Consider the following 26,424-nt stretch of genomic DNA (forward strand, 5'->3'; position numbering starts at 1 on the left):
TAAATATAAACAAATGAAAAAAACAGATACATTTTCACATTATCGTGAAGGAAAATCACAAATGCAGCGCTTTTTAGCAGAATTAGATCCTGGGAATCTTGAGTTACACGATTTCGATTTGTTTGACTGGCTATTATTCGCCAACAATTTTGCTCAACGTGTAAACTATTTTGACAAAGGTAATAATACAACACCAAAAGGAAACTGGGGAAACTTCTTCCTGGGTGATGATGCCAATGCGATCCCACGCAGAGAGAGCGTTGAGTATAAAAGTATGAAAAAACAGGTTACAGATCTTATGTCCCAGTTTGAACAGGATAGCAGCCTGACCCCTCACCTGACATTATTTGTCTGCTTTTTAAAATTATTAGATTTCTCAAAAAATGCCTTCAATAATCTGACTAAAAGGCACCTGGATTTCTATTATAACGAAATTCTTCAAATTGAGAAAAACGACGCCAAATCAGACAAGGTCTATGTGATTTTTGAACTCGCCAAAAAAGCGATTCAGGAAAAAATTCCAGCCGGTACATTGCTGGATGGAGGTAAAGACGCTGACGGAAAAAAACGAATCTACACAACAGGTGATGAACTTATTGCCAATCAGGCCAAAGTAGTGGAAATCAAAAGTTTCTTAAATGATGCGGAAAAGAGAGAACTAAAAATGGCTTCGGTTGCCAACTCTGCCGATGGAATGGGAGACAAACTGCCGGAAGACGGCAATTACTGGTGGCCGTTTGGATATAATTCTGATGAAACCGTTTCAAATAAATCTATTTATAAAGAACTTCCAAAAGCTAAACTGGGTTTTTCAATAGCCTCTTCATTATTAGATTTAAAAGAAGGAGAACGTACAGTGACTCTTAAGATCGATTTTAATAAAAATTCAACCCAGAAATTACAAAATCTTTCAAAAACAGATATTGAAAATAATATCAAAGTGCTTTGTAGTGGGGAAAAAGAATGGTTATCAGGTGTTGTTTTAAAATGTATTAAAAACGAAGAAGCAAGATTAGAACTTTCTTTTACATTATCTAAAGATTTCCCGGCAGTTGTAAAATATAATAAAGAAGTGCTGGCAGAAACATTTCAAACCAGCTTTCCTGTTATAAGATTGATGATTGAAGGAGAAAAATATTACGATATGTACGAAGCTCTTTCAGAAAAATTAATAAAAAATATTGAAATAGCAGTTGATGTAAAAGGAGTAAAATCAATTCAGATAGAAAATGACAACGGAACATTAAATTCAGAAAAGCCTTATTATCCTTTTACCGCACAACCTGTTAAAGGATCTAATTTTTATATCAAATGTCCTGAAATGTTTTCCAAAAAATGGCAGAACGCGGACATTACGATCAACTGGAAAAATGCTCCGGATTCTATAAAAGATTTATACAGCGGATACGTCATTCAGCCTAATCAAAACATCAGTTTAAACGATTTTGAATCTTTAAAAAACTCCTCAATCGTAGGTTCTGATGGTTACTTTAAGGCCGATGTAGCCCTACTGGATAAGGAAATCTGGTATGAAAAAGCGAATGATATTAATGTATTCAGTAAAGTAAGAGATGCTTATAAAGTCCAATTCTCTGTAAATAATACAAGTAATGAGGCAGGGACAAGTGAGACCATCAGGTTGACACTTAATCAGTCATCATTACAGGATGTATATCCTAAACTGTATACATTGGCATTATCAAGTAATCCGAGTTTAAAAAAACTTATTCCCAACGAACCGTATATTCCTTTTGCTGAAGATATAGAGTTGAATTACAGCGCAAAAGAAAATGCATATTCGTACTTAGAAAGAAAATCTGCCGGAGAAGCTTCAAAAAATAAAGAAGTACAGCTGTATCATGAGGATGTATTCGGACAGTATGAAAAAGAAGTCGAAACCAACAGCATTGTACCTGTACATCAAAATGGAGGCGAATTATATATCGGTTTGGAAGCAATGCCTCAGACGACAGTTTCACTATTGATTCAAATGCTGGAAGGAAGTGAAAATCCTTTGGTAGAGACCTTCCTGGAAAAAGAATATATAGAATGGCATATCCTTTTAAACAATACATGGATGAGTCTGTCGAATTATATGCTGCAGAACGAGACCAGAAAGTTCCTGGAATCAGGGATTGTCAGGTTTAAAGTGCCTAAGGACGTTGATAAAAGCCACACAAGATTTACCGACGGATTAGTCTGGATCAGAGCCAAATCACAAAGAAGTTATGATGCAGTATGTAAAATTCAGGGAATCTATACGCAGGCTGTTTTAGCGACATTCCAGAATCAGGACAATGACCTGTCTCACCTTAATAACGGACTGGAAGCAAAAACTATTGCTAAACTTATCACAAGAGTTCCTCAGGTAAAATCGGTTAGCCAGCCTTATAACTCGTTTGACGGTAAATACAAAGAAACCGATACTGAGTTTTACAGACGGGTAAGTGAACGATTGAGACATAAGCACAGAGCTATTACCCAATGGGATTACGAACATTTGGTATTACAGGAGTTCCCGGAAGTCTTTAAGGTAAAATGTTTAAATCATACTTCCGAAACTTCCTATATGGCTCCGGGCCATGTAACCCTGATGGTGGTTCCGAATATTAAAAATAAAAATGCTTTTGATGTCTATCAGCCGAGAGTAAGCCGAGCTTCGCTAAATAAGATTCAGAATTATGTAAATGAATTAAATACAATGCATGTGAAAGCTCAGGTGATCAATCCCAATTACAAAGAAGCGAAAGTAGAAACAAAGGTCAAGTTCTTTGAGCAGTACGATGAAACATTTTACACCAAACAGCTGGACGAAGATATTAAAAAATACATATCGCCCTGGGCTTTTACAGACTCTGAAAATATTGATTTTAATGTAGAGTTGAATGTTAATCAGTTGGTTAACTATCTGGAGCAGCTGTATTATGTAGACTACATTGATGATATTAAAATATTGGTGAACAATGTTCCGCAAAGGCAGTCTTTAATCGAAGTAGATCCAAAATCAATTCTGGTATCTGCCAAACAGCACAATGTCACTATTACAGAGCAGGTATGTATTTAATAATAAATAAGAAGAAACATAATCATGTCAGAAAATAAACATATTAGTATATCAAAAAATATAGAAACCGGGGATCAGACAGATTTTCATTTTCTACGCAAAACCGGGGTTGAATACATAGAGAAGTTAGGAGGAAAACTATGGACCGATTATAACTCTCATGACCCCGGTATCACCACGTTGGAAGTTTTAAGCTATGCCATAACGGATCTTGGGATGAGGATGAACCTGAACATGGAAGATATCTTAGCATCTGATGATGTAAAAAAAGACATTCATACCCAGTTTTTAAAGGCTGCAGAGATTTTGCCTTCAAGACCTTTAAACGAACTGGACTACAGAAAGTTGTTTATAGATATTAACATGGCAGGAAGTCTTACAAGACCGATCCGTAACTGTTGGTTAGTCCCTAAAAATGAAAAATTATACGTTGATTGCAAAACAGGAGATTTAGACTTTAAACCCATTGGAGAAAAAACACAAAGCTTTGACGTAAAAGGACTGTATGACCTGTATGTAGACTATGCTGAAGAGATTGATATGGATGGTATCGGATGTGAAAAATCTAATGTCAATATTAAAATATTAGACAGTTACCATGCCAACAGAGGACTTTGCGAAGATCTGGCGGAAATTAAAGAAGTTGAAATCCAGAAAGTTGCAGTATGTGCCCGTATCGGACTTGTCAACAAAGCAGATGAGGAACTGGTGCATGCCAAAGTAATAAGAGCGATCAATAATTATCTTTCTCCTGAGGTTCATTTTTATTCATTGAAGCAAATGCTGGACAAAGGCCTGACTACAGATCAGATCTTTGAAGGACCTCTTTTGGATAACGGTTTTATCGATACTGAAGAGCTTAGAAACAGCCAGTTAAGAACAGAAGTTCGTCTTTCCGATATCATCAGTGAAATCATGAAGATTGAAGGGGTTAAAGAAATTCATGACGTTTCTATTGCAGGTTGTGACAGTGTGATCAAGCAAAATAACGACTGGCTGATCTGCATTGAAAAAGGCAGAAAACCGGAACTGTGTGAACTGAGCTCATTCAGTTACAGTAAAGGATCTCTTCCGTTAAATATCAATGACAAAAAAGTTCAGGATTACTTAGAAACCCTTAAAAGGGAAGAAGAAGTACTCAGAGAGGATGCAAGACAGAATAAAGAATTGGCTTTACCGCAAGGAACTTCATATGATATTGCGAACTATGCTACTATTCTGAATGAATTTCCGGATACTTATGGCGTAGGAGAATCAGGAATTATAGGAAATCAATCTCCGGAGAGAGAAGCTTTGGCCAAACAGATGAAAGGGTATTTGTTATTTTTTGATCAGATCCTTGCTGGTTATTTCAAGCATCTTGAAAAAGTTAAAGAAGTATTAAGCATCAATGGTAAGTTAAAAAGAACCTTTTTTACACAGGCTCTTAAGAATATTAAAGGGTTTGATGAACTGGTTTCTGAATACGATACTGAAAATGATGATCAGCTTACAGATTCATTGTATAAAGAGTTGGATAACAGTGTGGAACGTAGAAATGAAGTTTTGGATCATTTGATCTCCCGTTTTGCCGAAACATTCAGTGACTATACTTTCTTAATGAAATCCCTGTATGGGAAATCTACCGATGAAATTGTCTTAGGTAATAAAGAAAATTTCTTAAAAGAATATTCATCATTAAGTAAAGACAGAGGGTTAGGTTATAATTATACCTTAATCGGAGATTCAGATCTTTGGAATACCAGTAATATTTCCGGTGTTCAGAAAAGAATCGCCCGTTTGTTGGGAATTAAAGATTATACCCATAGAAACTTATCGCAGTCGCCGGTTTCCATTATTGAAACGATAGATAATGCCGGTAAAAAAACGTATACCTGGAAAATAAAAGATACTGATAACAATATTATCTTATCATCTGTAAATAGTTATACGACTGAGCATATTGCAATCAAAAACCTGAATGAAGCTATTTATCAGACCATTCAGATCGATCAGGAAGATCTTGAAAATGCATTAGCTACACTGGATGAGAAGAATCCTGCAGATACATTAGAAAAACTGAAAAACTGTGAAAAGGATTACTGTTTAATTGGAAATATAAAAATCCGTGTTTCATTGGGAGGGAACTATTATTTTGAAATTCTGGATGATAGTGGTCAACAAAATGTTATTGCTGTCCACAAAAAGACCAATCCTTATTCAGAATTGAAAGACCTGAAAAAAGGAATTGAAGAGACGATTAATTATTTCAAATATGAATTTACAGAAGAGGGTATTTTCCTTGTTGAGCATTTATTATTAAAGCCAACCACTAAAGATTATAAACTCATGGGCGGTATTGGCTGCATGTCTGTCGGAGGTACTTTTAGAATCATGTATGACCTGGAAGAAGAAAATCCTGCAACAGATCCGATAGAATATTCGGAAGCCTTTATGTCTTCTTGCGAAGAAGACTGCGAAACAGACGTTTTTGACCCTTATTCTTACAGGGTGAGCGTTGTTCTTCCTGGCTTTGCCTATCGTTTCCAGGATCCTGATTTCAGACGTTATGCAGAAACAGTGATCAGACAGGAAATTCCGGCTCATGTTTTAGCAAAAATTTGCTGGGTGGGAGATCGTTTGAGTGAAAAACAAACTGCTCAGAATGATTTGGCTGAATTTGAAGTAGCCTTTAAAAAATACCTTTCAGATAAGTCAAGAAACAATATTGCGAATCTCGGAAACAGCATTACAGATTTATTGACTGCTCTTAGCCATTTGAATAATATCTATAGACCGGGAAGACTGTTGGACTGCGACGCCAGTGATAGTGACATTCTGGATGGAAAAATCATATTAGGACAATCGAACTTATCAAAAAAAATTGAAAAATAATGAATACCAAATTAGACAATGTAACAACCCAATATAGAAAGTTTAACGACAATCAGGCGTTAACTGAAGGGCAATTAAACGAATTTATAGATTATTTTGAAGATCAGGACAGACTATCAAGAACCCGTCTGAGCGGCGTGGGGATAGTGTGTGGTTTTCAATCGGAATATGTAGAGCTTGAAATCTCACCTTCTTTAGCAGAAAAAACATCCAGCCCCGGAGATAGAGATCTTGAGGAGATTCCCTTTGATACGATTGCTATTACGCAAGGAGCCGGGGTGACTACGGATGGAGACTTAATAACACTGCGTAAGGCAGGAAGCAAAAACTCAGAGGTTACCATTGACTTCCAGGCTAAAAATTATAGATACTATAGAAATTATATTGATGTCGTAGGATATGAACATTTTCGTATCGGAGGGCAGCAAATTCCTCTTTTAGAATTGTTTACAACACAAGAGTATACAAAGTTAGTGAACGAAGGAGCTAACGCCGGGGATTTTAAACAGGTAATAGATATTCGTAGTTCGTTAAATGATAAAATTGTAATTCTGTATTTAGAAAGTTATTCTAATGATGAAAATCCATGTCAGGATGCAGATTGTGACAATAACGGGGCTGAGCAGGTTTCTAATCTTAAAGTACTTCTGGCAGATTCAGCATCTGTTTCAGAGCTTATAGCGAAAGGTGATGCAAAAGATGCTATCTATAAACAACACAATACTTATGAAAAGCTTTTTGACAGTTTGCCGAACATACAGGCTAAAAGAGTTATTTTGGATACCGAAGTTAAAACAGCTTTACAATTAAAAACAAAATTCAAAGAATCAATCACTGCTGTTGCAGATTTAAGCCAGGGCTTTGACTCTATTGCAGATACTTTTAACGTGAGTGTCAACCTGGGAGGGCAAACGCTTATCGATAAATTGAATTCCTTATTGTCTATGACGACAACAGGTTTGGAGGATTATCAATACCGATATGATTTACTGAAGGATTTGATTGATACCTACAATGAAATAAAAGATCTGATCCTGCATCTGAACGCCGAGTGTTGCCCGGATATTACTTCATTCCCAAAACACCTGATGTTAGGTCCTGTGGGAGCAAAACAGGAATTAGGGCAGTACACCCCTTTACGTCATGGATTTTACAATTCCCCTGTAACAACAAATGATGATGAGAATTATGAAAGAGTTGTAATGCTTGCCAACCGTTTTGTGCAGAAAATCAATGGATTTCAAACCTATATCGGACGCATTAAAATTACACCTTCCAATCTTAATGTAAGGCTGGGTAATAAGGCAATACCATATTACTATAATGTGGATCAGCCTTTATTGGCTCAGTGGAACTTTGAAAAAGCAAAAACCGATAGAGCTGCTTACAATCTAAGTTATCATACAACCAATCTGGCAGGAGAAGATTTTATTCAGAATCCGCTGAATTATAACATTGACAATAATGATTTCTATAGAATTGAAGGTCACCTAGGAATGCCTTATAAAACAGCATTGCAAAACATCAATGACCTTAAAACACAATACGGATTAGCTTTTGATGTCATTGCATTGGTTCTGGATAAAGGCGAAAAACCTGGCAGCGAGCCGCCAGTCAGAGAAAAAACAGTATCGATAGACGAGCTCAGAAAGCAGCTGGTGTCCATTTCCAGTGATGTTAGCAACAGAACATTCAATTCACAAAATACTTTACTGAATATCTCTAAACTGGATGAACAGTTAAGACTGCTGAACCAGGCCGAATTCTCAAAAGAAGGATCACCTGAAGGAATTACCGTTGTAAAACAAGATCCTAAAAAAGATGATGTTGTAAGTGAGCTTTTAAGTGAGTTTCTGGAGCGAAAATCAGGACTGGAGCACAAGGGCGGAGTAGAACCGGGCGGGACTATTGCTTTGGTTTATTATTCTGATGCTGATAATCAGGTGCTTGCAGACTTTTCGTTACCTTACTTATGTTGTTCTAAAAAAGATCCTGCATTCCTGTCATTACCGAGCAGCAAGCTATGTCAGAAAGATGCTCCGATTGCTATGACAATTGTTCCGACAGACGGACAGGTAAAAGCATTTGTAAATGGTACTCAGGTTCCTGCGGTTACACAATCCGGAGGTCAGAGCTTCTTCGATCCAGGGTTGGTGAATGCAACTTACTTTGGACAAACCATTACGTTTACCGTGGATGATGATCCGGTAGAAGCACAGATGGTCGTATATGCACAACCAAATGTATCTGTTACTACAGGTACCGTGAGCTATGATGCTCCTACGATGGACGAGAATGCCAACAATCCGGATGCTACAGTTGAATTTAATGTTGCCGGGGACTTTACAGGTCTTACATTTACCTGGAATTTTGATGATGGTACTCCAATACAGCATAATGAGGCACCTGCTAACAAAAAGATCCACGTGTACAAACTGGTTGCTGGACAAGAAAAAACTTTCAATCCAATACTTACAGTAACCAATGCTAATGGTTGTAGTACGGTGTACAAATTAGCTCCGCTTAAATTAAAAGGTCAATCCACTATTGCATGTTTAAGTGGTATGAGAGTGGTTATTCAGTACAGAGATGATGTAGACCAAGGTCACGTTTGTAATGATGCTACTTTCAACTTAAAAGGAAATGATATTGTAATAGGAGGGATCAATCCATACCCTGGTTTTGTTGGAAATATACATTTAAGTAATACAGGAGGTAATCAGGATAGAGGTAATCATAAACCTGGTACTCCTGCGTTGAGCAGATATAATGAAATTACGATCACTCAGGCTGAAGCGAAACAAATGGCATCACAATCATTGGATGGCTTTGTAGAGTTTTCACTTGAATGTGCATTACCTCCTAGTAACAGACCACCAACAGGTTGTCACCAGGATGTTGCTTATACAGAAATCTTCTTAGCAAACGCTACTATTCCTATTTATAAAGGGTATCCAAATGGGAATTTCCTAAAAATAAACCCTTGTACAGGAGTGACAAAATAATAGTCAGATAATAACTTCATAGACAGTCTGAATTGTCTATGAAGTTTATTAAAAGACCTTAATAAATCATTAAAAATGAACAATAATGAATAATCAATTAAGTAATATAACCGTTCAATATCGAAAGTTCAGTAAAGGACAGTATCTGGAAGATCCCGATCAGTTCAATGAGTTTCTGGACTCTTTCGAAGATCAGGACCGTTTGTCCAGAGTGCTGCTTAAGGGGGTTGGTGTTGTATGTGGTCTCAAACCCAAACTTATTTATAAAAACAGACTTTTAGACAAGATACAGCTCTCTCAGGGGGCGGCTGTGACAACTGACGGAGATTTGCTCACCTTAAGTAATACAAGTGAGGTAAGTAAGGATTTGTATGTGAGTGATTTAAAAACCATCAACTTAGAAAATAAAGACTATACGCATTGTAAAGCATACGATAATTTTAAAGTAAAATATCCGGTATTTTATGAGGGAACCGAGCAGATTGAACTCTGGGAACTGGCAACAGCTCAGGAAGCAAGATCGGATTTTCAACCCATTAATACCCTATCGAATTTAGAAGACAAATACCTGCTGCTGTATCTGGAGGATTATGAAAAAGAGGTTAAACCCTGTAGAGGAGTTGACTGTGATAATCATGGTATACAGCAGATTAGAAACCTCAAAGTATTAGTTACTACAGCAAGTGGTATCACTCATATTCTTGGAGAAGATGGTTTTTCTCTGCCTGATCCCGTAACAGGTGAGGTTAAACCCAAAAGAAAAGATAATCTTCAGCCTCATCCTTTGTTTATAGAAGGGATTATGGAGCCTGTAAAACAAAACCGGATTATTTTAGAGAAGTTTGTTGCAGACGAAATTGTAAGTGCTTCTGATTTAAAAAGACAGTATATTAAGGCTCTGGACAAGGATGATTACGGTAAAATCGTCTTTGATAAAATCCAGGCGATCGCTAAAATATTAAAGGTTTCAGGTTCTAGCCATGAAGTATTCAAAGCATCATTTACAAAGATTTTTAACCAGGATTTTGGTTTTCAGTATGCTTATGATGTAGTAAAGGATTTGATGGATACCTATGCTGAAATTATAGAGTTACTTCCTAAAGCATTTACCAAATGTCTTCCTGATTTTGTTTCTTTTCCCAAACACATCATGCTTGGAAAATTAATCTCGGATACCCAATTGGATTCCTCAAGACATCAGTTTTATAATTCGCCTGTCTTAGACAGTGAAAAAGCAACCCAAAAAGTTAAAACCTTAATCAATCGATTTAATCAGCAAGTGGGACGTTTTGATCCTGATAGTATTATTAAAGGTAAGGAACGCGTTAAAATTACTCCATCACAAATATTAAATCCTTTGGGCAATAAGGCGGTTCCTTTTTACTACCGGGCTACAGAAGAATTTTTAAAAACATGGAATTTTGACAAGACAAGCAACCGGTCATCTGGCAGTAATTTAACCTTTGATACCGAGTGGGTGTTAATAGGGGAATCCGAACAGGTAAGTCCTTTAAATCTCAATATAGATAACAATTCGTTTTATAATATAGAAGGCCATCAGGGGATGGATCACCGAATCGCTTTTGAACAGATAAAGGAAATCAAGGATAAGCAGCAGCTGGGATTTGATATTATGCTTTTATCTTTAGAAGAATTAAAAGGAAATAAAGATCTGTCGAAAGCATATTTCAATGAATATGTAGAAAAAAATTCCGGATTGGAACATAAGCGGGGAGTTAAAACGGGAGGAACTTTTATCATGGTGTATGGTTCCATAAAAGACCCGAAAGTTATTGCAGACTTTTCACTTCCATACATATGCTGTACTCCGAAATCGATCATTAAATTAAGCTTGCCAACTTCTGTTATCTGTGCTGAGGCCAGTCCTATACCTTTTACAGTATCCCCTATGAGTGGAGTGGTAAAAGCAAGTGTTGGTGACGGTGTGAAATTTATCAAAGGACAATATTTCTTCGATCCGAAGTCTGTGGAAGATCAGTTCCATGGCCAGGTAATTACCTTTACTGTAAATGGGAAACCTACTGATTGCAGCATTAAGGTGATTTCAGAACCGGATATAAAAGTAGAAGTCGTTCAACCTATCATTTATCCTGGAGGAGATTCAAAGGCAACAGTAGTAAACTTTAGAGTTTCCGGAGCAAACTTTGCCGACTATACTTACAACTGGGATTTCCTGGGTACTGATGTCTGGCTTCCTATGAATCCTGATGAAAATGGATATTTGAGTTATAAATTTTACAATCTGGATCCATCAATGATTCCGGTAGTAAAAGTAAAAGTGATCGGCAATGGCTGTACTGACACGGTGACTGTAAATTTACCTCTGGATAAAGAGTGTCCGGTGATTTCAAATGTTAAATATACAGTTGTTGATAATGGTGATGATACCCAGACATTCACATTTGATTGGGATTTGCCTTCAGATCTTTCCGGAATAACAGGCTTGAATATTTATGATTCAAATGACCTCGGAAATGGATGGCATTATGAACCCGGATCATTCCGTCCGCGAAGATCAATCACACTGCCTTTAGGCAAATACTCTATTAGATTCGGTTTAGTGGGTTCATGTAGGGAAGCAGAAAATACGCTGAATCTTCCGGGATTTGATGATATTGGAATTATAAAAGATCAGAATAATCACCCACCCACAGCATTGATCAGATGGAAGGATAATTCAGGAATTGAGGACAGGCTGTGTAGGCAGTTGGTTTGTAATTTTACAATTGATGTTTATGCAACTGATCCGGATGGAGATATTGCAACTATTCAGATTTTTAAAAGTACTGATAATGGGACAACATGGAGTTTGTTTATTGGCAGTCTTACAGGGACAACATTTACAGATGCTATAAATGGAGCTGGTACACAGTTGTATAGAGCGATTGTTACTGATCAGAAAAACAATAAGACAACTTCAAATACTCTGTCTTATAAAAAAGAAAACCATCCACCAGCGGTATCAATCAGATGGAATGATACCTTCGGAATTGAGGATAGGGTATGTACACAGCCTGTTTGTAATTATACAGTTAACGTTTTGGCTAGCGATCCTGATGGTGATATTGCCAACGTTCATATTCATAAAAGCACTGATAATGGGGCTGTATGGAATTTATTTATTGGCAATTTTACAGGGACGACATTTACAGACTCTATAAATGCGGTGGGTACAAATTTATATAAAGCAGTTGTAGTAGATGGGGAAAACAATACAGTAACTTCAAATATTCTTTCCTATAGAAATGAATACCGTCCAACGGTTGTGATAGATAACATTAGCTTTCCTGATAAAAATTGCTGTAATGTTGAGTTACCTACGATTACAGCTGGTGCCGGTGGAAATCAAAACATTCGTTTATCTAATTTACCTATTAGGCAATTGGGATTAAAAGGATGGGGGAGCGGAGCGAATGAGCTTCTGTATTTTTGGAGCAAACTAGAAGGTCCGGATGTAATACTTGAGAATGTTAACGAAGCAACTTTGACAATCAAAGAGTTAGTCGTTGGGAAATATAAATTCCAGATTTTGGTTAAGGATGCTAATAGTGATGCATTTGAAATTGATGTAGCAGAGATAATAGTGGAGTAAGGAAGATATTTCCTGATGCTATATCTAATATAAAGGGGTGTTTGTCTTTAGCATAATGATAACACCCCTTAATTACCAGAAAAAATAAATAATAACAATAAAAACATAATACAATGGCAGCAGCAAAATGTGATGCTTCATTCAAAATAGAATATGAATCTTCTTCACCAATAACGGAGGCGACTGTGACTTATCTGAATCCTCCAGGCCCCACACATGATATAAAGCAATTGCTTGCAATTAATAATACAATAAAGCTTAATGATATTCAAAATGATATTCAGACTCCAGACACATACGATCTGGAAGTGAAACTGGCTGTAGATGATGTTGTTACTACGAAGAGGTTTTCTTTGAACGTTGGGAGATGTACCTCATCTTCTTGTTATGTGCCGAAGATCTATGAAATAAAAGTGTTGGATGATGGGCAGATTGTAATGAACTACTGGGTTGATACTACCACCAATCTTGCAGCATTGGAATATCAAATCGCAAAAGATCCTGGCTTTAAAGATGAAGATATTATTTATTCAAAGGTGGGCTTTAGTGATGTAAATTATACCCAATTTGAAAATATTGACATGAGAAATGGAAATATTCCTGATAAAACTCGTTTATACATAAGAATAAGAAAATATTGCGGGAGAGATGGAGTTTCGGATTGGTCGGATTTCGTTGAATTTGACTCTGGAATATGGGGAGTAGAAGCTTACTGCTTGTCTGGTGTAGATGATCGGAACAAAGATGCTCTTTGTTATGGAACAGATCCTGCCTGGAAGATGAAAGTAACTTTACAGCCTTTTCGGCCAGATATAGGGAGCTTGATTTGTCTTACTAATGGTAAGCCTGCAATACCGGAAAATATAAGAGACTTTGAGCAAAATGCACCCGAAAACCTCAAAAAAAGTGGAATAAGATGGATAAGATTCCTAAGATCCAATTCAGATTTTAACCCAAGTTTAATTTATCGGGTAAAGCCAGAAACAGGTGAAATAGAGGTTCTTGAAGGCGACGTGAAGTGTTATTAGAATATCTCACACGATGATGATCCAAAATGCCCCAATAAAATCCTCAAGAAATTGAGGATTTTATTCACTCAGGCAATTATCTTCTGTTGTTTTTACGTCTAGTACTTATAATATTGAAAAGTTTCGCAACATCCTTCAGATGGATTTCGAAATCTTCATAATACTCATTCAGAGAATGAAGAGTGATAAGACCTTTCTCAACATCGTGGTTGACGATTCGCTTTACTAAAATCCCTTTCTCTTTGTGAACGATTACAAAATCCCACTTATCATAATGCAGTTTACTCATCCAGTAATCCTGTCTGATATTTCGGCACAAGATAATGTCACCTTCCAGGTAGCTTTCATATGATCCGTTATCCATACTGTCTCCTTTCACTTCAAAACACATGTATTCACCCCGGTGCTCTACATCGTCCGTAAAAGGAATAGTGGGTAAGCTTTCTATGTATTCTTCATCAGCAAAATTACTCAGATAACCGGCTTGTGCATATTGATTCGCCAGCGGAACGTGCATAATCTTTAAATCTGAAAAAACAACCGGAGATGCGCTGTCATCATTGAGTTCCTGTTGCTTTAAGAGTAAATTGGTTACAAAATAAGCCGTTGTTTCAGGTATCTTTCGTTCGCCTTTTTCCCAATATTGTACGGCTCTTGTGCCTACTCCTATGGATTTTGCTATATCAGCCTGCTTCATGTTTAGTTTCTTTCTGATTTCTTTGAATTCTAAATAGTTCATTTTGATATGTTTATAGTTATTTGCAAAAAAAAATGAACAAAATGTTCGTTTTTATTTTGGAAAACGAACAATGTTCGTATATTTGTTTCGTCATTAAGATGGAACGGTACAAATGTACAAAATTATATTTGAAATTTAATGTTTTTTTAATATTTTAAAATGTTGTTTTTTGTTTGTAATTGTCTGTAATTAAAAAAGTTAAAAAATAATTTTATGTATAATGTATTTAAAATACAGATATTTTCCTTTTTTATTTTATCCGGTGCTAATAGAAACAGGGAAAATTTTAAACAATCTACAAAATGTAAAAAGTGCGTTTTAAATATAGAATTCTTTGATTTTTGTTCGTTTTTGTATCGTTTTATTGGTGATAAAAATGCGTTTATTTTTTGATTGATATCTGAATAAAGCAATCATTTTGCTCTTTGTTTTTCCTGAAAATAAAAAGCAAGCCCAAAATGTAGAATATCATTACTGTTCAACATATAAAATATCGATTAATTATAGTTGTCAGTAAAGTTGCTAATACATACAAAAGGGCAAATGAAATTTAAAATAAAGAAGTCAGGGTAAAATTTTTATTGGGAAATACCTGGTACCGGCTTCTAAAAAAACAAAATTAAATAATTGAATTAGACATCTTTTAAAAGACGGAATGTTCGTCTTTAGGGTTTCTTATGACTCAATGAAACGGTCAATAGGTAAGAAAAGGAAAGCCTGTCTGATTCAAAAAAAACTTTTTAACCAAAAAAACTTTTAACCATAGAATATGAAACGTAGTAAAGAATTAGTCGAAAAAAGAAAAGATTTTGTCATTGATTATGTAAAACGTAATCAGGATAAACAAATGAAAGTGATTGTCAACGAGCTGATGGAAATGTTGTTTTTGTCCGAGAGAACAATATATAATATCATTCTTCAGCCATAGTTATGGTTTGTGAAAGAAAGCTCAGTTCTTAGCATTTAATATAATGTTATTATTTGGATATCAGTAAGATAATGTTTGTGGATAGTGTGTACTCATGATTCATATCTTGAAATTATTCATTCTAAAAAGGTAAAAAGGATTCAAAATTATTGCTGTACCCTCAATAGCCCGTGCATCAGATTGAAGGACTGGCCTGACATCTTTCTCAAATTTAAATTATAAGTAAAATAGTAAGGTGAAAAACGGTTTTTGCTTTTAGTTCTATTGTTTTTAAATGAAACATGAATTTCAAAAAGAAACCGTTTGGCCTTAGTGTATTGGAAAGGAAATCAACTTAAAAAACTAAAAAGAAATTATTCATTTAATAAATTCTGGAAACCATGAAAAAAAAAGAAAAGAAAAAAAAGAAAAAAGATAAGGAAAAAGACAATGAAAAACTGAAGAAACCAAGCAGAGATATCAGTGATCTTATTGACGAGCTAGCCTATGCAGATGAGAGTGATAATATCCGGAAAATCAGAAAATTTTTAGATGATATGTACATCCTGTCTCAGGAATAAGTAAGCATCTGAAAGTTGTTGGAAAATCAAAAATTTTAATAAATAATATAATTAGGAAACGAATGAATTTGGATAGTATAAAAGCCCTTTTGATCGGAACTGCAATAGCATTTTCAGGAGGATTATTAAGGGTACTGGTCTCCATACAAAATAAAGAGAAAAAACAGCCATGGGAACACTTTATCACATTGGTAATCGTGGTGATTGTGGGTTTTACAATGAGCTATTTAATGAACAGAGCTGAATTGCATGACAAATGGTATTCAACAGGAGTATTGTTTGTACTGGGATACGGTTATGATAAATTTCTGAAAATGATCACTAATAATCTGCCTAACTGGATTGATAAAGCAGTGAATCTTCTTATTGAAAACCGATATGGTTCCAATACAGATCGATCTTCTGATGAGAAGGAAGAAAAAAATGAGGGTATGAACTAATAACCAATAACGTAATGAAAACGAAAGTGACCATTTTTCTGGAAATCACATAAAGAAGCAGCTAAAGGAAACAGAGTGGATAAATGAATATAAAGATGTCAACTTATCCTGATGCTCTGATATTTACTGCAACGTAAAGAATCAGTCACTAAACAGATAATTTACCTGAAAAAGAGTGAATTACCAAACTTAAAAAAACCTGAAAATTCAAAACAAGAGAACAAACTAAGAAATGGTTCAGTGTTGCCTGTTTCTCAAAGTCAAATACCATTTCTATTTACTTACATTCTTAAAGAATCTACCTCACCCGGTATGATTTTTCTAACCCGGCAGGCACCCTATAAGGCACAATATTTTGGTTGTGCCTATAGGTCTTTTAAACAATATGAAACTAAAAACTAAGTCAATGAAAGCAGCAAAACCTGTAGAAAAAGACAACAAAGCCCACCAAAATCAAAGACAGAATAAGCCTGTGGTTGTTCATCAATCAGAGGCAAAGGTGAGTGGTGTACAAATACCAAAATCTGGCAATCTGAATATTATAAAGGGATCAGGAAATTCTAATAATAATACAGTTGGTGCCAATGGTACTACCCCGATGGTTCATGGTTCACAAACCATTTACGATCAGGGCTCGGAAATAATGTATAAAAAGCAGCAGGAAAGTTTAGCAAAAACTGGAGATCCCAACCATCCGGAAACCAGAGATGCGGAAAAAGGCTATCTATTTGCCTTGAATATCAATCAGGTACAAGATTATCATGGTGTTAAACCTGAAACTTATCAGTCGAAGGAACAAACAGCTGAAAGTCAAATTCTTGCACCTGAACTTGTATTTCAGGCAGGTGGTAAGGAAAGAGTAACGCACAAAGGTGATGTGTATACCTTGCATTTCGATACATACAAAACGGATGAATTTCGCCGCAGTATAGATACTAACTATAAGCTGGATCGGTACGCAGAAAGAATGATTTTTGGAGAAGAAGTCAATCATTCCTGGACGCCTGAATTTGAAAATGCATATGTACAAAAGCTTGTAAGTTCAGGAGGAACTGCAGATTACCGGAAATCTGACTATAAAGGGGTCGTGGGAGGTAAAGGTACAGGAAATGGAGAAAAATCGGGTAAAGAATCTGGTGAAGAAAATACCATTAAACCCAACCAGGAAAAAACCCCTGAAGAATTGAAAAGCGAACTGGCTAAATTACCTAATGAAATAAAAAAGCTTATCAAGTTAGAAAAAGGTAATCTTAAACCATCAGATTATCAACGTTTATTGGTAATTGCTCAAAAATTGAAACAACTGTCACAAGAAGATATAGCATTATTCCAACTTCTTACACTGAAAGCTACAGACAATATAGAATTATTTGAAAAAGCCGTTGATTTATTTTTGGCAAAAAAAGAGGAACTGAAAGCAATAAGCGAGCAAGCACAAGCTGCCAATGTTCCCCAGTCTATGCAGGAAGCTATAGAGGGTTCGTGGAATGGGTTTGATGAAAACCAAATAGGTAAAATATCTGAAAGCGACCAGTATGATTTAGCCAGAGAACAGACTACAAAAGCGACTGGAGCGCAATTGCAGTATATGAAAGACCATCCGGGCGAAGTTATCAAAGATTTTGCTAAAGCGGCTACATTGATGAATACACCTGAAGCAGCAGAAGCCATAGAAAAAGATATTCAAGAAGCTGCTAATGGAGATGTCAATGCATGGCAACGATTAGCAGCAGGTTTGGGAGCAGGTGCTAAAATCTCGGGTTGGTTGCTGGCAGCAGTGTGTATAGTTGCTGTCATTGCTTTGCTTACCGGGGTAGGTGAGGTGGCAGCAGTTATAGCTACAATTGTAGAAGTATTGTTATATACTACCATCACTTTGTCGGCATTAGAATCTGAAGCACGTATTAAGGCTGCATCACAAGCTAAAGATGCCAATACCTTTAAGGAAAATGTAAATCAGGCAGCTTCTGCACGCGCTAATTTTATAGTAGCTTTGGCTATGCTGGGGCTGGCAAAAGCAGCAGGCTTTATTGCAAAAACCTATTTCCCAAAAACACTGGCTAAAATAGGAGAAAGTGTAAAAAACTTTAGAGCTAAACTAAGAGATATGATAGGTCTCGATAATTTTGCTGCAGTGAAGAACGGATTTTTGACAGAGCTGGAAAATAATAAACAAAGTTTAATACAAAGCGGAGAGCAGGCTAAACAAAATGCAGTACAAACAGCCAATGAGTTGGCCCAAATGGATATTCAAACTTTTATAGAAAGATTGGATAAAGCAGGTGATGATTTTTACGTGCAAGCAACTACTCAAAACGGGCAAGCTACCACCTGGAAAGCTATAAGTCAGACACCTGAAGGGTTAAAAGGAATAGAAACCTATAAAGAAGGTCTACTACAAGAGTTGCGTACAGAAGTGCCACAACATATAGATGCTTTAATACAAGAACAGGTACAGGCAGTAAACAAAATGCAGGAAGGAGTGAAATTGGCGAAGGATACTGAGGCTTGTGATGCTACGCTACAAGAATATGAAAAGTTTATCAGCAATGAAGAAGTGGGTAAAAGAGCCAATGAGAAGCAAGTAGAAATTACCAAAAACTTATCTGAAAAAGCTCTGCGGGAGATTGATGATAATTTAAAGAAAAGTAATATATTTGAAGAAAAGCCTAAACATACAGATCCAAAGGGAGGTAAAGTTGATGAAAATAATACTGTAGATGTTGGAAAAGTATTAGATGCTAATGACATGTCTACAGCACGTGAAATAGTACGGAATATAGGAGATATACTAGCACAGGATATTATTAAAGGACTTAGAAAAAAAGGGCTAGCACCAGATGTAATTGATGATATAATTATTCGGTCTAAATATATTGATGCCAAACTAGGAAGTACAAAAATGTCCGAGACAATAAGTAGACTTGCTAATGAAACTGGATTTTTAAACCCGGAAGATATTATTAGATGGTTGGATGATAGTGTTATTAAGCCTGATGGTTCAGTTATTGATGGTTCAGTAAAAAATCTATTAAATGAATTGGAGACAGGATTGAAAGAATTAAATGATGGTAGTGAAGTTATTATTTCTAAAATAGTTGGTGGAGATGAAATAGATGTTTTAAATGTTACAAAGAAGAAAATTATTGAAAATAAGCGTGTCATAGGTGGTGACTCACAAATTAGAGATAATATTAAAAGTATAATTGGAAAGTTTAATACAGAAACCAGATTAAGTACTGCAAATAAGGAGTTATATCCCAATCATTTTGGGCAATTAAAAATTGATAATCCTACCAATTCATATTTTAATCTGAACAAACTAGAGTTTATTAATAAAATTAGACAAGATTTATTTCCTTACACTTCTGCTGAAGGTGGGATTGAAAAAATACAGTTACAGAACGCTATACAGGAATTAGAAGTCACAAATGGAAAAGGAACATTTAAAATTAATAAAAATGAATGGTAATAAAATAAATAATGTAAGTGAATATTGGAAATACATGGATCATGATGTTTCTGCATTCACAATTAAATGGAACACAAAAGAATCACAAATGTTTTTGGAAAGTAAAACCTTAGATTTTATTTGTTCATATATTCTTTTAACTTTTAAATATGGTATTCTGTTACCTCATAATATTTCAGAATTAACTAACCTAAAACAGCTAGTTAATGAAATGGATGTTAAAAGTGAATCAATAAATTCTCCCATTTGGAAAAAATTTAATTATTTATATAACTATAATAATAATTCATTATATCATTCATTATTATTTGTGCAAAAGGAAAATTATGAGAAAATTTTTGCAGAAAAAATTGTCAATGCAGATTTGTTAATCACCTATGAGGATGTTCTAAATATGAATGATAACATTTATGCAGAACCGGTTACAATACTATTCTTTAAAAATTATTTTTATATTACTTTTAATGCTGATGCTTTTTTTGACACGCTAAATAACAAGAAGACAAATGGTGTGGTTGATAATTCAGAAACAGCTTATTTAAATACACCAAGACTTAATAGTTTTTTAAGAGATTTTATTATACTGTGTTTTGAATATGGAGCAACGGATTTTGAATTTGAAAAATTAGAATATGATAATATTTCAGAACAAGGAATACTATTTGACAATAAAATAGTGTACTACGAAGATATTTATGATTTATTACCTGAAGAGCATAAATATAAACAATTTAAGGAGATACAGGTAGAATTGGATGATACCAATTATAAGAGATACATGGAAAGAAAAAAAGAAACTAAATAAATCTTCTCAATGCCGCGCGATACAATCGTGCGGCTTTTATTTTATATCATTTGCTCAAAAAAATTAACTTTATAAGGCATGAGTTATGATTATAAAACTTGTAATCATAGGTTGACTAGATATTTTATTGGGAGCGAATAAAAAAAAATTAGAAACCCTGTGTAAAATCGCATCTAGATACTTGTACTGTATTTAATAAAGCTTACTATATTCTGATAAAAATGCATAATCATATTTAACTTTGTAGTTCATTTGTTAGCCAAAGAGCGCTTAAATGAAGGTTTAACAAGAGAAATTGAAAAAATAAGGGAAAAGGACAATATTTTACGGTGAAAGATCTCCAAAAATATAATTTTCCACTTAATCCTAAATTTAATGGTTCTTATGATGCATTTATGAAAGAACATGGAGTAACACTAAGTGATAGGTTATATATAAATTATAATATTGAAGTAAAAGTTAAATATGTAAAATAAAGAAATATGATATCAGTAAAATTATTAAAAATAGAAAATGTTGAACCTGTAGAGGTAGATAATTTGGATGAATTTATTCAAGGTTTAAATAATGTTTTGGGACATCCAATAGAGACTATAAATAAAGTAGATCCTAATTTTGATGGATATTATTTATTGCCAATGGGTTTCACAATTCCGGAAGATGAAAATGGCTCTGTAAAAGAAAATATTAATGAAAAAGTTTTTTTGTTGAGTGTAATTAATAGTAATATTCCAAGAATACTGAAAGAATGCAGACCGGCAGGATTAACGAATTGGGCTCTTTTTTTTAGAGCTGGAACAGCAGTAATAGGTAAAACAGAAGTGATTGATAAAGTATCAACTCGAGAGGAAGATCAAAATATATGGTATGAAGATTTAGGATATGATCAGTATATGCCGATAATGCAAGATGGTACATATGAAACTGTTGCAAAATCTATTTTAAGTTATTTACAAGCTTATGATGAATATATAAATAAGTTTGTATAAATTCCCTTACCGCCGCATGATATGATCGTGTGGCTTTTATTTTATATCATTTGCTCAAAAAAAATTAACTTTATAAAGCATGAGTTATGATTATAAAACTTGTAATCATAGGTTGACCAGATATTTTATTGTTAGCCAAAGAGCGCTTAAATAAGGTTTAACAAGAGAAATTGAGAAAATAAGGGAAAAGGATATTTCTAAAAGAATGCAAAAAGACTTAATACACAAAGCACGTGGTAGAAATGGTGGTTATATTGAAGGTGAAATTGGAAATATAAAATTTGAAGGTGATTATAGGCAGAGTGGAGAAAAGATATATATTGAAGAGCCAATTTTTAATGCTTATAAGGTAGATAGAGAAGGAGGTGTAAATACGCAAAAAGCCTGGTTGAGAAATGATGATACAGAATATATAATGTTATCAGAAATAGCAAGAAAGCTAGGTGCAAAAAAAGGAGGAGTATATCCTGAAATAAAAGGACAAATAAAAATAGTATCAGAATTGCCTTATTACCTTTCTTGCCAAGGAGTAATCCAGGATTTTAGTAAGATGTTTCCGAATGTAAAAATAAATTTAACAGATAATGTAAAATTTTAAAAAATGAAAACAACAAGAATCATGTATGCCCCACCGGCAGTAACTCAATTTACATACAAGTTTAATACTGAAAATAACACAAATATTGAGAATACAGACGAAATAATAGAAGGCTCTCCTTTCGTAACAATAGACTTTAAAGATACTCCGTTTCAATTAATTTTTGAATACACATACGAATTGGGTAGAATCCAAAGTTATTTAGCATCAATAAGAGAGCAGTTCTTATCATTAGAATATTACCCTTTTCCTCCTGATGATGATGATGAAGTAATATAAAGAAATGTATAACTATGTTATTTCCTCACCGCCGCATGATACGATCGTGCGGCTTTTATTTTATATCATTTGCTCAAAAAAAATTAACTTTATAAGGAATGAGTTATGATTATAAAACTTGTAATCATAGGTTGACCAGATATTTTATTGTTAGCCAAAGAGCACTTAAATAAGGTTTAACAATAGAAATTGAGAAAATAAGGGAAAAGGATATTTCTAAAAGAATGCAAAAAGACTTAATACACAAAGCACGTGGTAGAAATGGTGGTTATATTGAAGGTGAAATTGGAAATATAAAATTTGAAGGTGATTATAGGCAGAGTGGAGAAAAGATATATATTGAAGAGCCAATTTTTAATACTTATATGGTAGATAAAGAAGGGGGTATAAATAAACCAAATGCCTGGTTAAGAGATGGTGATACTGAATATGTAATGCTATCGGAAATAGCGGAAAAGCTAGGCGCAAAAAAAGGAGGAGTATATCCTGACATAAAAGGAGAAATAAAAATAGTATCAGAGTTACCTTATTGTCTTTCTTGCCAAGGAGTAATTCAAGATTTTAGTAAGATGTTTCCGAATGTAAAAATAAATTTAATAGATAATTTAAAATATTAATAACAATGAAAGTCAAAAAGATAATGTATGCTCCAACAGCAGTGGTTCAATTTACGTACAAGTTCAATAAAGAAAATAATACAAATATAGAAAGAGAAAGCGTTGAATACTTAGACGGTTCTCCTTTTGTAACTATTGACCTTAAAGAAACTAGCCAAAATTTAATATTTGAATACTCTTATGAACTAGGTAGAATTCAAAATTATTTAGCAAAAAGAGGAGAAGAATTATTGCCTTTACAAGACTATCCATTTCCTCCTGAGGGGAATAGGTAAAATAAAAGAACGGATAATTAATAAATTATCTCTCACTGCCGCACGATATAATCGTGCGGCTTTTATTTTCAATCATTTTATCTACAAGTTTTTATCTTTATAAAAGAATAATCAATACTTTTGAATACATCAAATAAACCAAAGTTAATAACTCATTAAAATATTGATTATGAAAAAAAAATTATTCTTTTGCTCCCTTCTGTTCAGTCTTTCCGCTGTAAGTGCCCAGACTATAGAATCCGGAAGTCACAGCACCACAGGGCATATTAAAAGTGATGGAACCATAGAAAACAGCAGTCATTCCACCGTGGGATACATTAAAAATGATGGAACTATCGAAGATAAAAGCCACGGCACGATTGGTTATATCAAAAGTGACGGAACTATTGAAAACAAAAGCCATTCTACAGTAGGTTATGTAAAAAAAGACGGGACTGTAGAAAGCAGCAGTCATTCCACTATTGGTTACATCAAAGATGATGGAACGGTAGAAAACAGCAGCCACAGTACGATCGGGTATGCCAGGGGAGTCAAAAAAGAATGGGTAGCGGTAGTATATTTCTTCTTTAAATTAGATTAATTATTAACTCTGCGAAACAGAAACTAGCGTTAAATATATAAGTTAAAAAGGCTTGGATTTTATAATCCGAGCCTTTTTTATTATAGATATGGACCAGGTTTTATGATATAAAAGTGCTCATTCTGGCAAAGCATGGCTATTTTAATTATTCTGAAAAAAAGAGGTACTGCAGCTACAGAATAGAGAGGCCAAAAAACTTTCACAGGAATAAAAAAAGAATGAATTTTGAGCTTTGAAATTTAAGAAGCAAGCCATTCAGTTTTACAAAATAACAGGTACTGCAACTACAGAATCGGAAGGTCCCAAAACTTTTACAGGAATCAAAAAAAGATGAATTTTGGACTTAAAATCAATGATACGAACTAGTATCTCAAAAACAATCATATAAATAATATAAATAGCAAAGAATAGTGAAATTATGGAAAAAAATGAATTAACTCCAAGGAAAGAATTAAAAACCTATTTTGAAACCGGTAAACATCCAACGCAGGGCCAATTTTCGGAACTGATAGATTCTTTAAGACACAGAGAAGATGCCCTGACCAATAAAGAAAAGGCGATCCTTGCCAATAGTCTGGCACTTATTGATAATGCATTCATTTACTATTCTACAAACATTGTTGGAAATTTAAAATTCCGGATTGCTATTAGCTCGCAGGATGAAGAAGATCAGGTGGTAACCGTAAGACAAACTGACAACATTGTGGAAAAGCAATTTTTATTAGGCAGCGCACCTTATACCTTTAAAGTAAAAGAAATATCAGAAGAAACATTAAAAGGAACTGAATATTATCTTTTGAGATATGAAATAAGCCCAAGCTATACAATTTTTAGAATGTTTGGAAATGGCCTGAATACAATTCCTGAAGGTTTTGATTTAGGGTTGCTGGAGGGCAAAAGGTTACCCATACAAATTTATAAACAAGATTATGGAAGAAAGGTAAATGTTATAAATACAAATATTAAGTTTGTTAATAAAACTGAAGTACCTATACAATACAGGGTAAGTGGAAGTAACTGGAGTTCGAGATTCAGAGCTGAAGACTCTGTTACTGATCATTATGATATAGCTGATAATTTAAGCTTTAATTATAAGGCAGACCTTACAGAATTGAATCAATCTATACAATGCACTATCGTTGATGAAGATACAAATAGTCTTCTAGCTACAGGCTACTTATATGCCGGACAAAATCAGGATGCCTGGTATGGTGGTGACATAAGTGGAATCAGAAATGTAAGAATCGAATGTAATTATTCTATCAATGAAAAATAATCAGACAGGAATATCTGAGGAGTAATCAATATTACGAAATATTTATATTGGCATAATTAAATTCGCCAAAAAGGATCTAAGAATAAGGGTGTGAGTTTTGAAATCATGTACCCATCATTCGACTTTAAAAATTAAGTTTACTGCCACTACAGAGCAGAACAGTCCAAAAAAAATTACAGGAATAAAGAAAAGGATGAGTCCCAAACTTTAAAAACATAACATTAATAATCATTGAAAACCAAAGGTAATTATGCTCTAAGCATAAGCCGCTAAGAATTGTAAAGTATTATGGAAGAAAATAAACCAACTACAAGAGACCAGTTAAAAACCTATTTTGAAACAGGTAAACATCCTACACAAAACCAATTTTCGGATCTGATTGATTCTTTAAGACACAGGGAAGATGTTCTAAACAAAAAAGAAATGTTACTCTTTGCTAACAGTTTGGCATCTATTGATAGTGCGTTTATTTACTATTTTGCAAATAACGTGGGAAATTTGGAAATCCAGATTGTTGTGGCCTCACCGGATGAAGAAGATCAGGTGATCACAATAAGAGATTCTACCAAAGTAGGTGTAGTGAGACAATACTTATTTGGAAATACTCCTTATACGATTAAAATAAAAAATATATCAGAAGGTAATTTAGGGGAAACTGAGTACTATAGTTTTGGTTATCAGTTAAGTGAAAGCTATTATATTCGTAGATTATTTGGAAACAATCTGCATACACTTCCTGATGGTTTTGACTTTGGAAAATTGAAGAATACCAGACTACCCATCGAAATTTCCAAAATGGATAATAAAGCAAGAATAAATATTGTGAATACAAGTATTAAGTTTATTAACAAAACTGAAGTGCCTATCCAATATAGAGCATACTCACAATACTGGGGTAATGAACATGGAGATAAAGATACTGTTACCGATCATTATGATGCATGGGACTTTTTGTACATTGCTTATAATGCCGACCTTCAAGCAATCACTCAGAACATACAGTGCGATTTGTATGATGCGGATACCAACACTCTTGTAGCCACAGGATATTTGTATGCCGGGCAAAGTCAGGAAAATTGGTGGGGTGGCCAGGTAGATAAAGTCAGAAATGTTAGGATCGAATGTAGCTATTCTTCTAAATAATAATTAATTTTTAAACAGAGTTACTGCAACTACAGTACAGATAGGGCGAAAAACTTTTATAAGAACAATAAAGTGATTAATTTTGAACTGTCATCATAACATAAATAGTAAGTACTATTAGGTAACAAAACAAGTCGGG

General features: G+C 34.5%; 19 protein-coding genes. 18 read left to right on the forward strand and 1 reads right to left on the reverse strand.

Features of this window, described 5'->3' with window-relative positions:
* Window positions 1-13 precede the first annotated feature (13 nt).
* From ACPF63_RS05850 to ACPF63_RS05870, 5 genes are all read left to right on the forward strand, one after another.
* On the forward strand, window positions 14-3,064 hold the full coding sequence (locus ACPF63_RS05850; RefSeq protein WP_426482353.1) for a baseplate J/gp47 family protein: 3,051 nt from the start codon (window positions 14-16) through the stop codon (window positions 3,062-3,064).
* A gap of 24 nt (window positions 3,065-3,088) precedes the next feature.
* On the forward strand, window positions 3,089-5,938 hold the full coding sequence (locus ACPF63_RS05855) for a hypothetical protein (protein WP_426482354.1): 2,850 nt from the start codon (window positions 3,089-3,091) through the stop codon (window positions 5,936-5,938).
* Window positions 5,938-8,943 (forward strand): PKD domain-containing protein, encoded by a 3,006-nt coding sequence (locus ACPF63_RS05860; RefSeq protein ID WP_426482355.1) that lies wholly within the window; start codon window positions 5,938-5,940, stop codon window positions 8,941-8,943. The genes ACPF63_RS05855 and ACPF63_RS05860 overlap by 1 nt, the downstream gene beginning before the upstream one ends.
* 85 nt (window positions 8,944-9,028) lie before the next feature.
* Window positions 9,029-12,556, forward strand: a complete 3,528-nt coding sequence (locus ACPF63_RS05865) for a PKD domain-containing protein (protein WP_426482356.1) — start codon at window positions 9,029-9,031, stop codon at window positions 12,554-12,556.
* Between the two features lie 113 nt (window positions 12,557-12,669).
* Entirely contained in the window at window positions 12,670-13,584 is a 915-nt protein-coding gene (locus ACPF63_RS05870; RefSeq protein ID WP_426482357.1) for a hypothetical protein, read from the forward strand.
* Between the two features lie 76 nt (window positions 13,585-13,660).
* On the opposite strand, the gene ACPF63_RS05875 is transcribed toward ACPF63_RS05870, so the two are convergent.
* A complete protein-coding gene (locus ACPF63_RS05875; protein ID WP_047421519.1) occupies window positions 13,661-14,323 on the reverse strand; it encodes a S24 family peptidase in 663 nt (220 codons plus the stop codon).
* 769 nt (window positions 14,324-15,092) lie between these two features.
* Here ACPF63_RS05875 and ACPF63_RS05880 point away from each other — a divergent pair.
* The 13 genes from ACPF63_RS05880 to ACPF63_RS05940 all read left to right on the forward strand — a co-directional run bounded on the left by ACPF63_RS05880 (window position 15,093) and on the right by ACPF63_RS05940 (window position 26,285).
* Window positions 15,093-15,251 carry a hypothetical protein gene (locus ACPF63_RS05880; protein ID WP_156106583.1) on the forward strand — a complete coding sequence of 53 codons (159 nt, stop codon included), beginning with the start codon at window positions 15,093-15,095 and terminating at the stop codon, window positions 15,249-15,251.
* Window positions 15,252-15,631: 380 nt separating this feature from the next.
* Window positions 15,632-15,811, forward strand: a complete 180-nt coding sequence (locus ACPF63_RS05885) for a hypothetical protein (RefSeq protein ID WP_077418684.1) — start codon at window positions 15,632-15,634, stop codon at window positions 15,809-15,811.
* 62 nt (window positions 15,812-15,873) lie between these two features.
* Complete coding sequence (locus ACPF63_RS05890; protein ID WP_149386347.1) at window positions 15,874-16,251, forward strand: hypothetical protein; 378 nt, start codon at window positions 15,874-15,876, stop codon at window positions 16,249-16,251.
* A 406-nt stretch (window positions 16,252-16,657) separates the two neighbouring features.
* Window positions 16,658-19,723 (forward strand): hypothetical protein, encoded by a 3,066-nt coding sequence (locus ACPF63_RS05895; RefSeq protein ID WP_426482358.1) that lies wholly within the window; start codon window positions 16,658-16,660, stop codon window positions 19,721-19,723.
* Window positions 19,683-20,528 carry a hypothetical protein gene (locus tag ACPF63_RS05900; protein WP_426482359.1) on the forward strand — a complete coding sequence of 282 codons (846 nt, stop codon included), beginning with the start codon at window positions 19,683-19,685 and terminating at the stop codon, window positions 20,526-20,528. Before ACPF63_RS05895 ends, ACPF63_RS05900 begins: the two co-directional genes overlap by 41 nt.
* 482 nt (window positions 20,529-21,010) lie before the next feature.
* The gene (locus ACPF63_RS05905) at window positions 21,011-21,517 is read left to right on the forward strand and encodes a hypothetical protein (RefSeq protein WP_426482360.1); all 507 of its coding nucleotides are present in this window, start codon (window positions 21,011-21,013) and stop codon (window positions 21,515-21,517) included.
* 205 nt (window positions 21,518-21,722) lie between these two features.
* On the forward strand, window positions 21,723-22,115 hold the full coding sequence (locus tag ACPF63_RS05910; protein ID WP_426482361.1) for a deaminase domain-containing protein: 393 nt from the start codon (window positions 21,723-21,725) through the stop codon (window positions 22,113-22,115).
* Between the two features lie 3 nt (window positions 22,116-22,118).
* On the forward strand, window positions 22,119-22,394 hold the full coding sequence (locus ACPF63_RS05915; protein WP_426482362.1) for a hypothetical protein: 276 nt from the start codon (window positions 22,119-22,121) through the stop codon (window positions 22,392-22,394).
* Window positions 22,395-22,618: 224 nt separating this feature from the next.
* Complete coding sequence (locus ACPF63_RS05920) at window positions 22,619-23,011, forward strand: deaminase domain-containing protein (protein WP_426482363.1); 393 nt, start codon at window positions 22,619-22,621, stop codon at window positions 23,009-23,011.
* A 5-nt stretch (window positions 23,012-23,016) separates the two neighbouring features.
* Window positions 23,017-23,286: a hypothetical protein gene (locus ACPF63_RS05925; protein ID WP_426482364.1), complete on the forward strand. Its 270-nt coding sequence runs from the start codon at window positions 23,017-23,019 to the stop codon at window positions 23,284-23,286.
* A 169-nt stretch (window positions 23,287-23,455) separates the two neighbouring features.
* A complete protein-coding gene (locus ACPF63_RS05930) occupies window positions 23,456-23,866 on the forward strand; it encodes a 5-fold beta-flower protein (RefSeq protein ID WP_426482365.1) in 411 nt (136 codons plus the stop codon).
* Window positions 23,867-24,284: 418 nt separating this feature from the next.
* A complete protein-coding gene (locus ACPF63_RS05935) occupies window positions 24,285-25,142 on the forward strand; it encodes a hypothetical protein (protein ID WP_077418691.1) in 858 nt (285 codons plus the stop codon).
* A 288-nt stretch (window positions 25,143-25,430) separates the two neighbouring features.
* Window positions 25,431-26,285, forward strand: coding sequence for a hypothetical protein (locus ACPF63_RS05940; protein WP_426482366.1), 855 nt, complete (start codon window positions 25,431-25,433; stop codon window positions 26,283-26,285).
* Window positions 26,286-26,424: the final 139 nt, after the last annotated feature.

The sequence above is a fragment of the Chryseobacterium sp. R2ACT005 genome (assembly GCF_049949215.1).
Classification (GTDB): Bacteria; Bacteroidota; Bacteroidia; order Flavobacteriales; family Weeksellaceae; genus Chryseobacterium.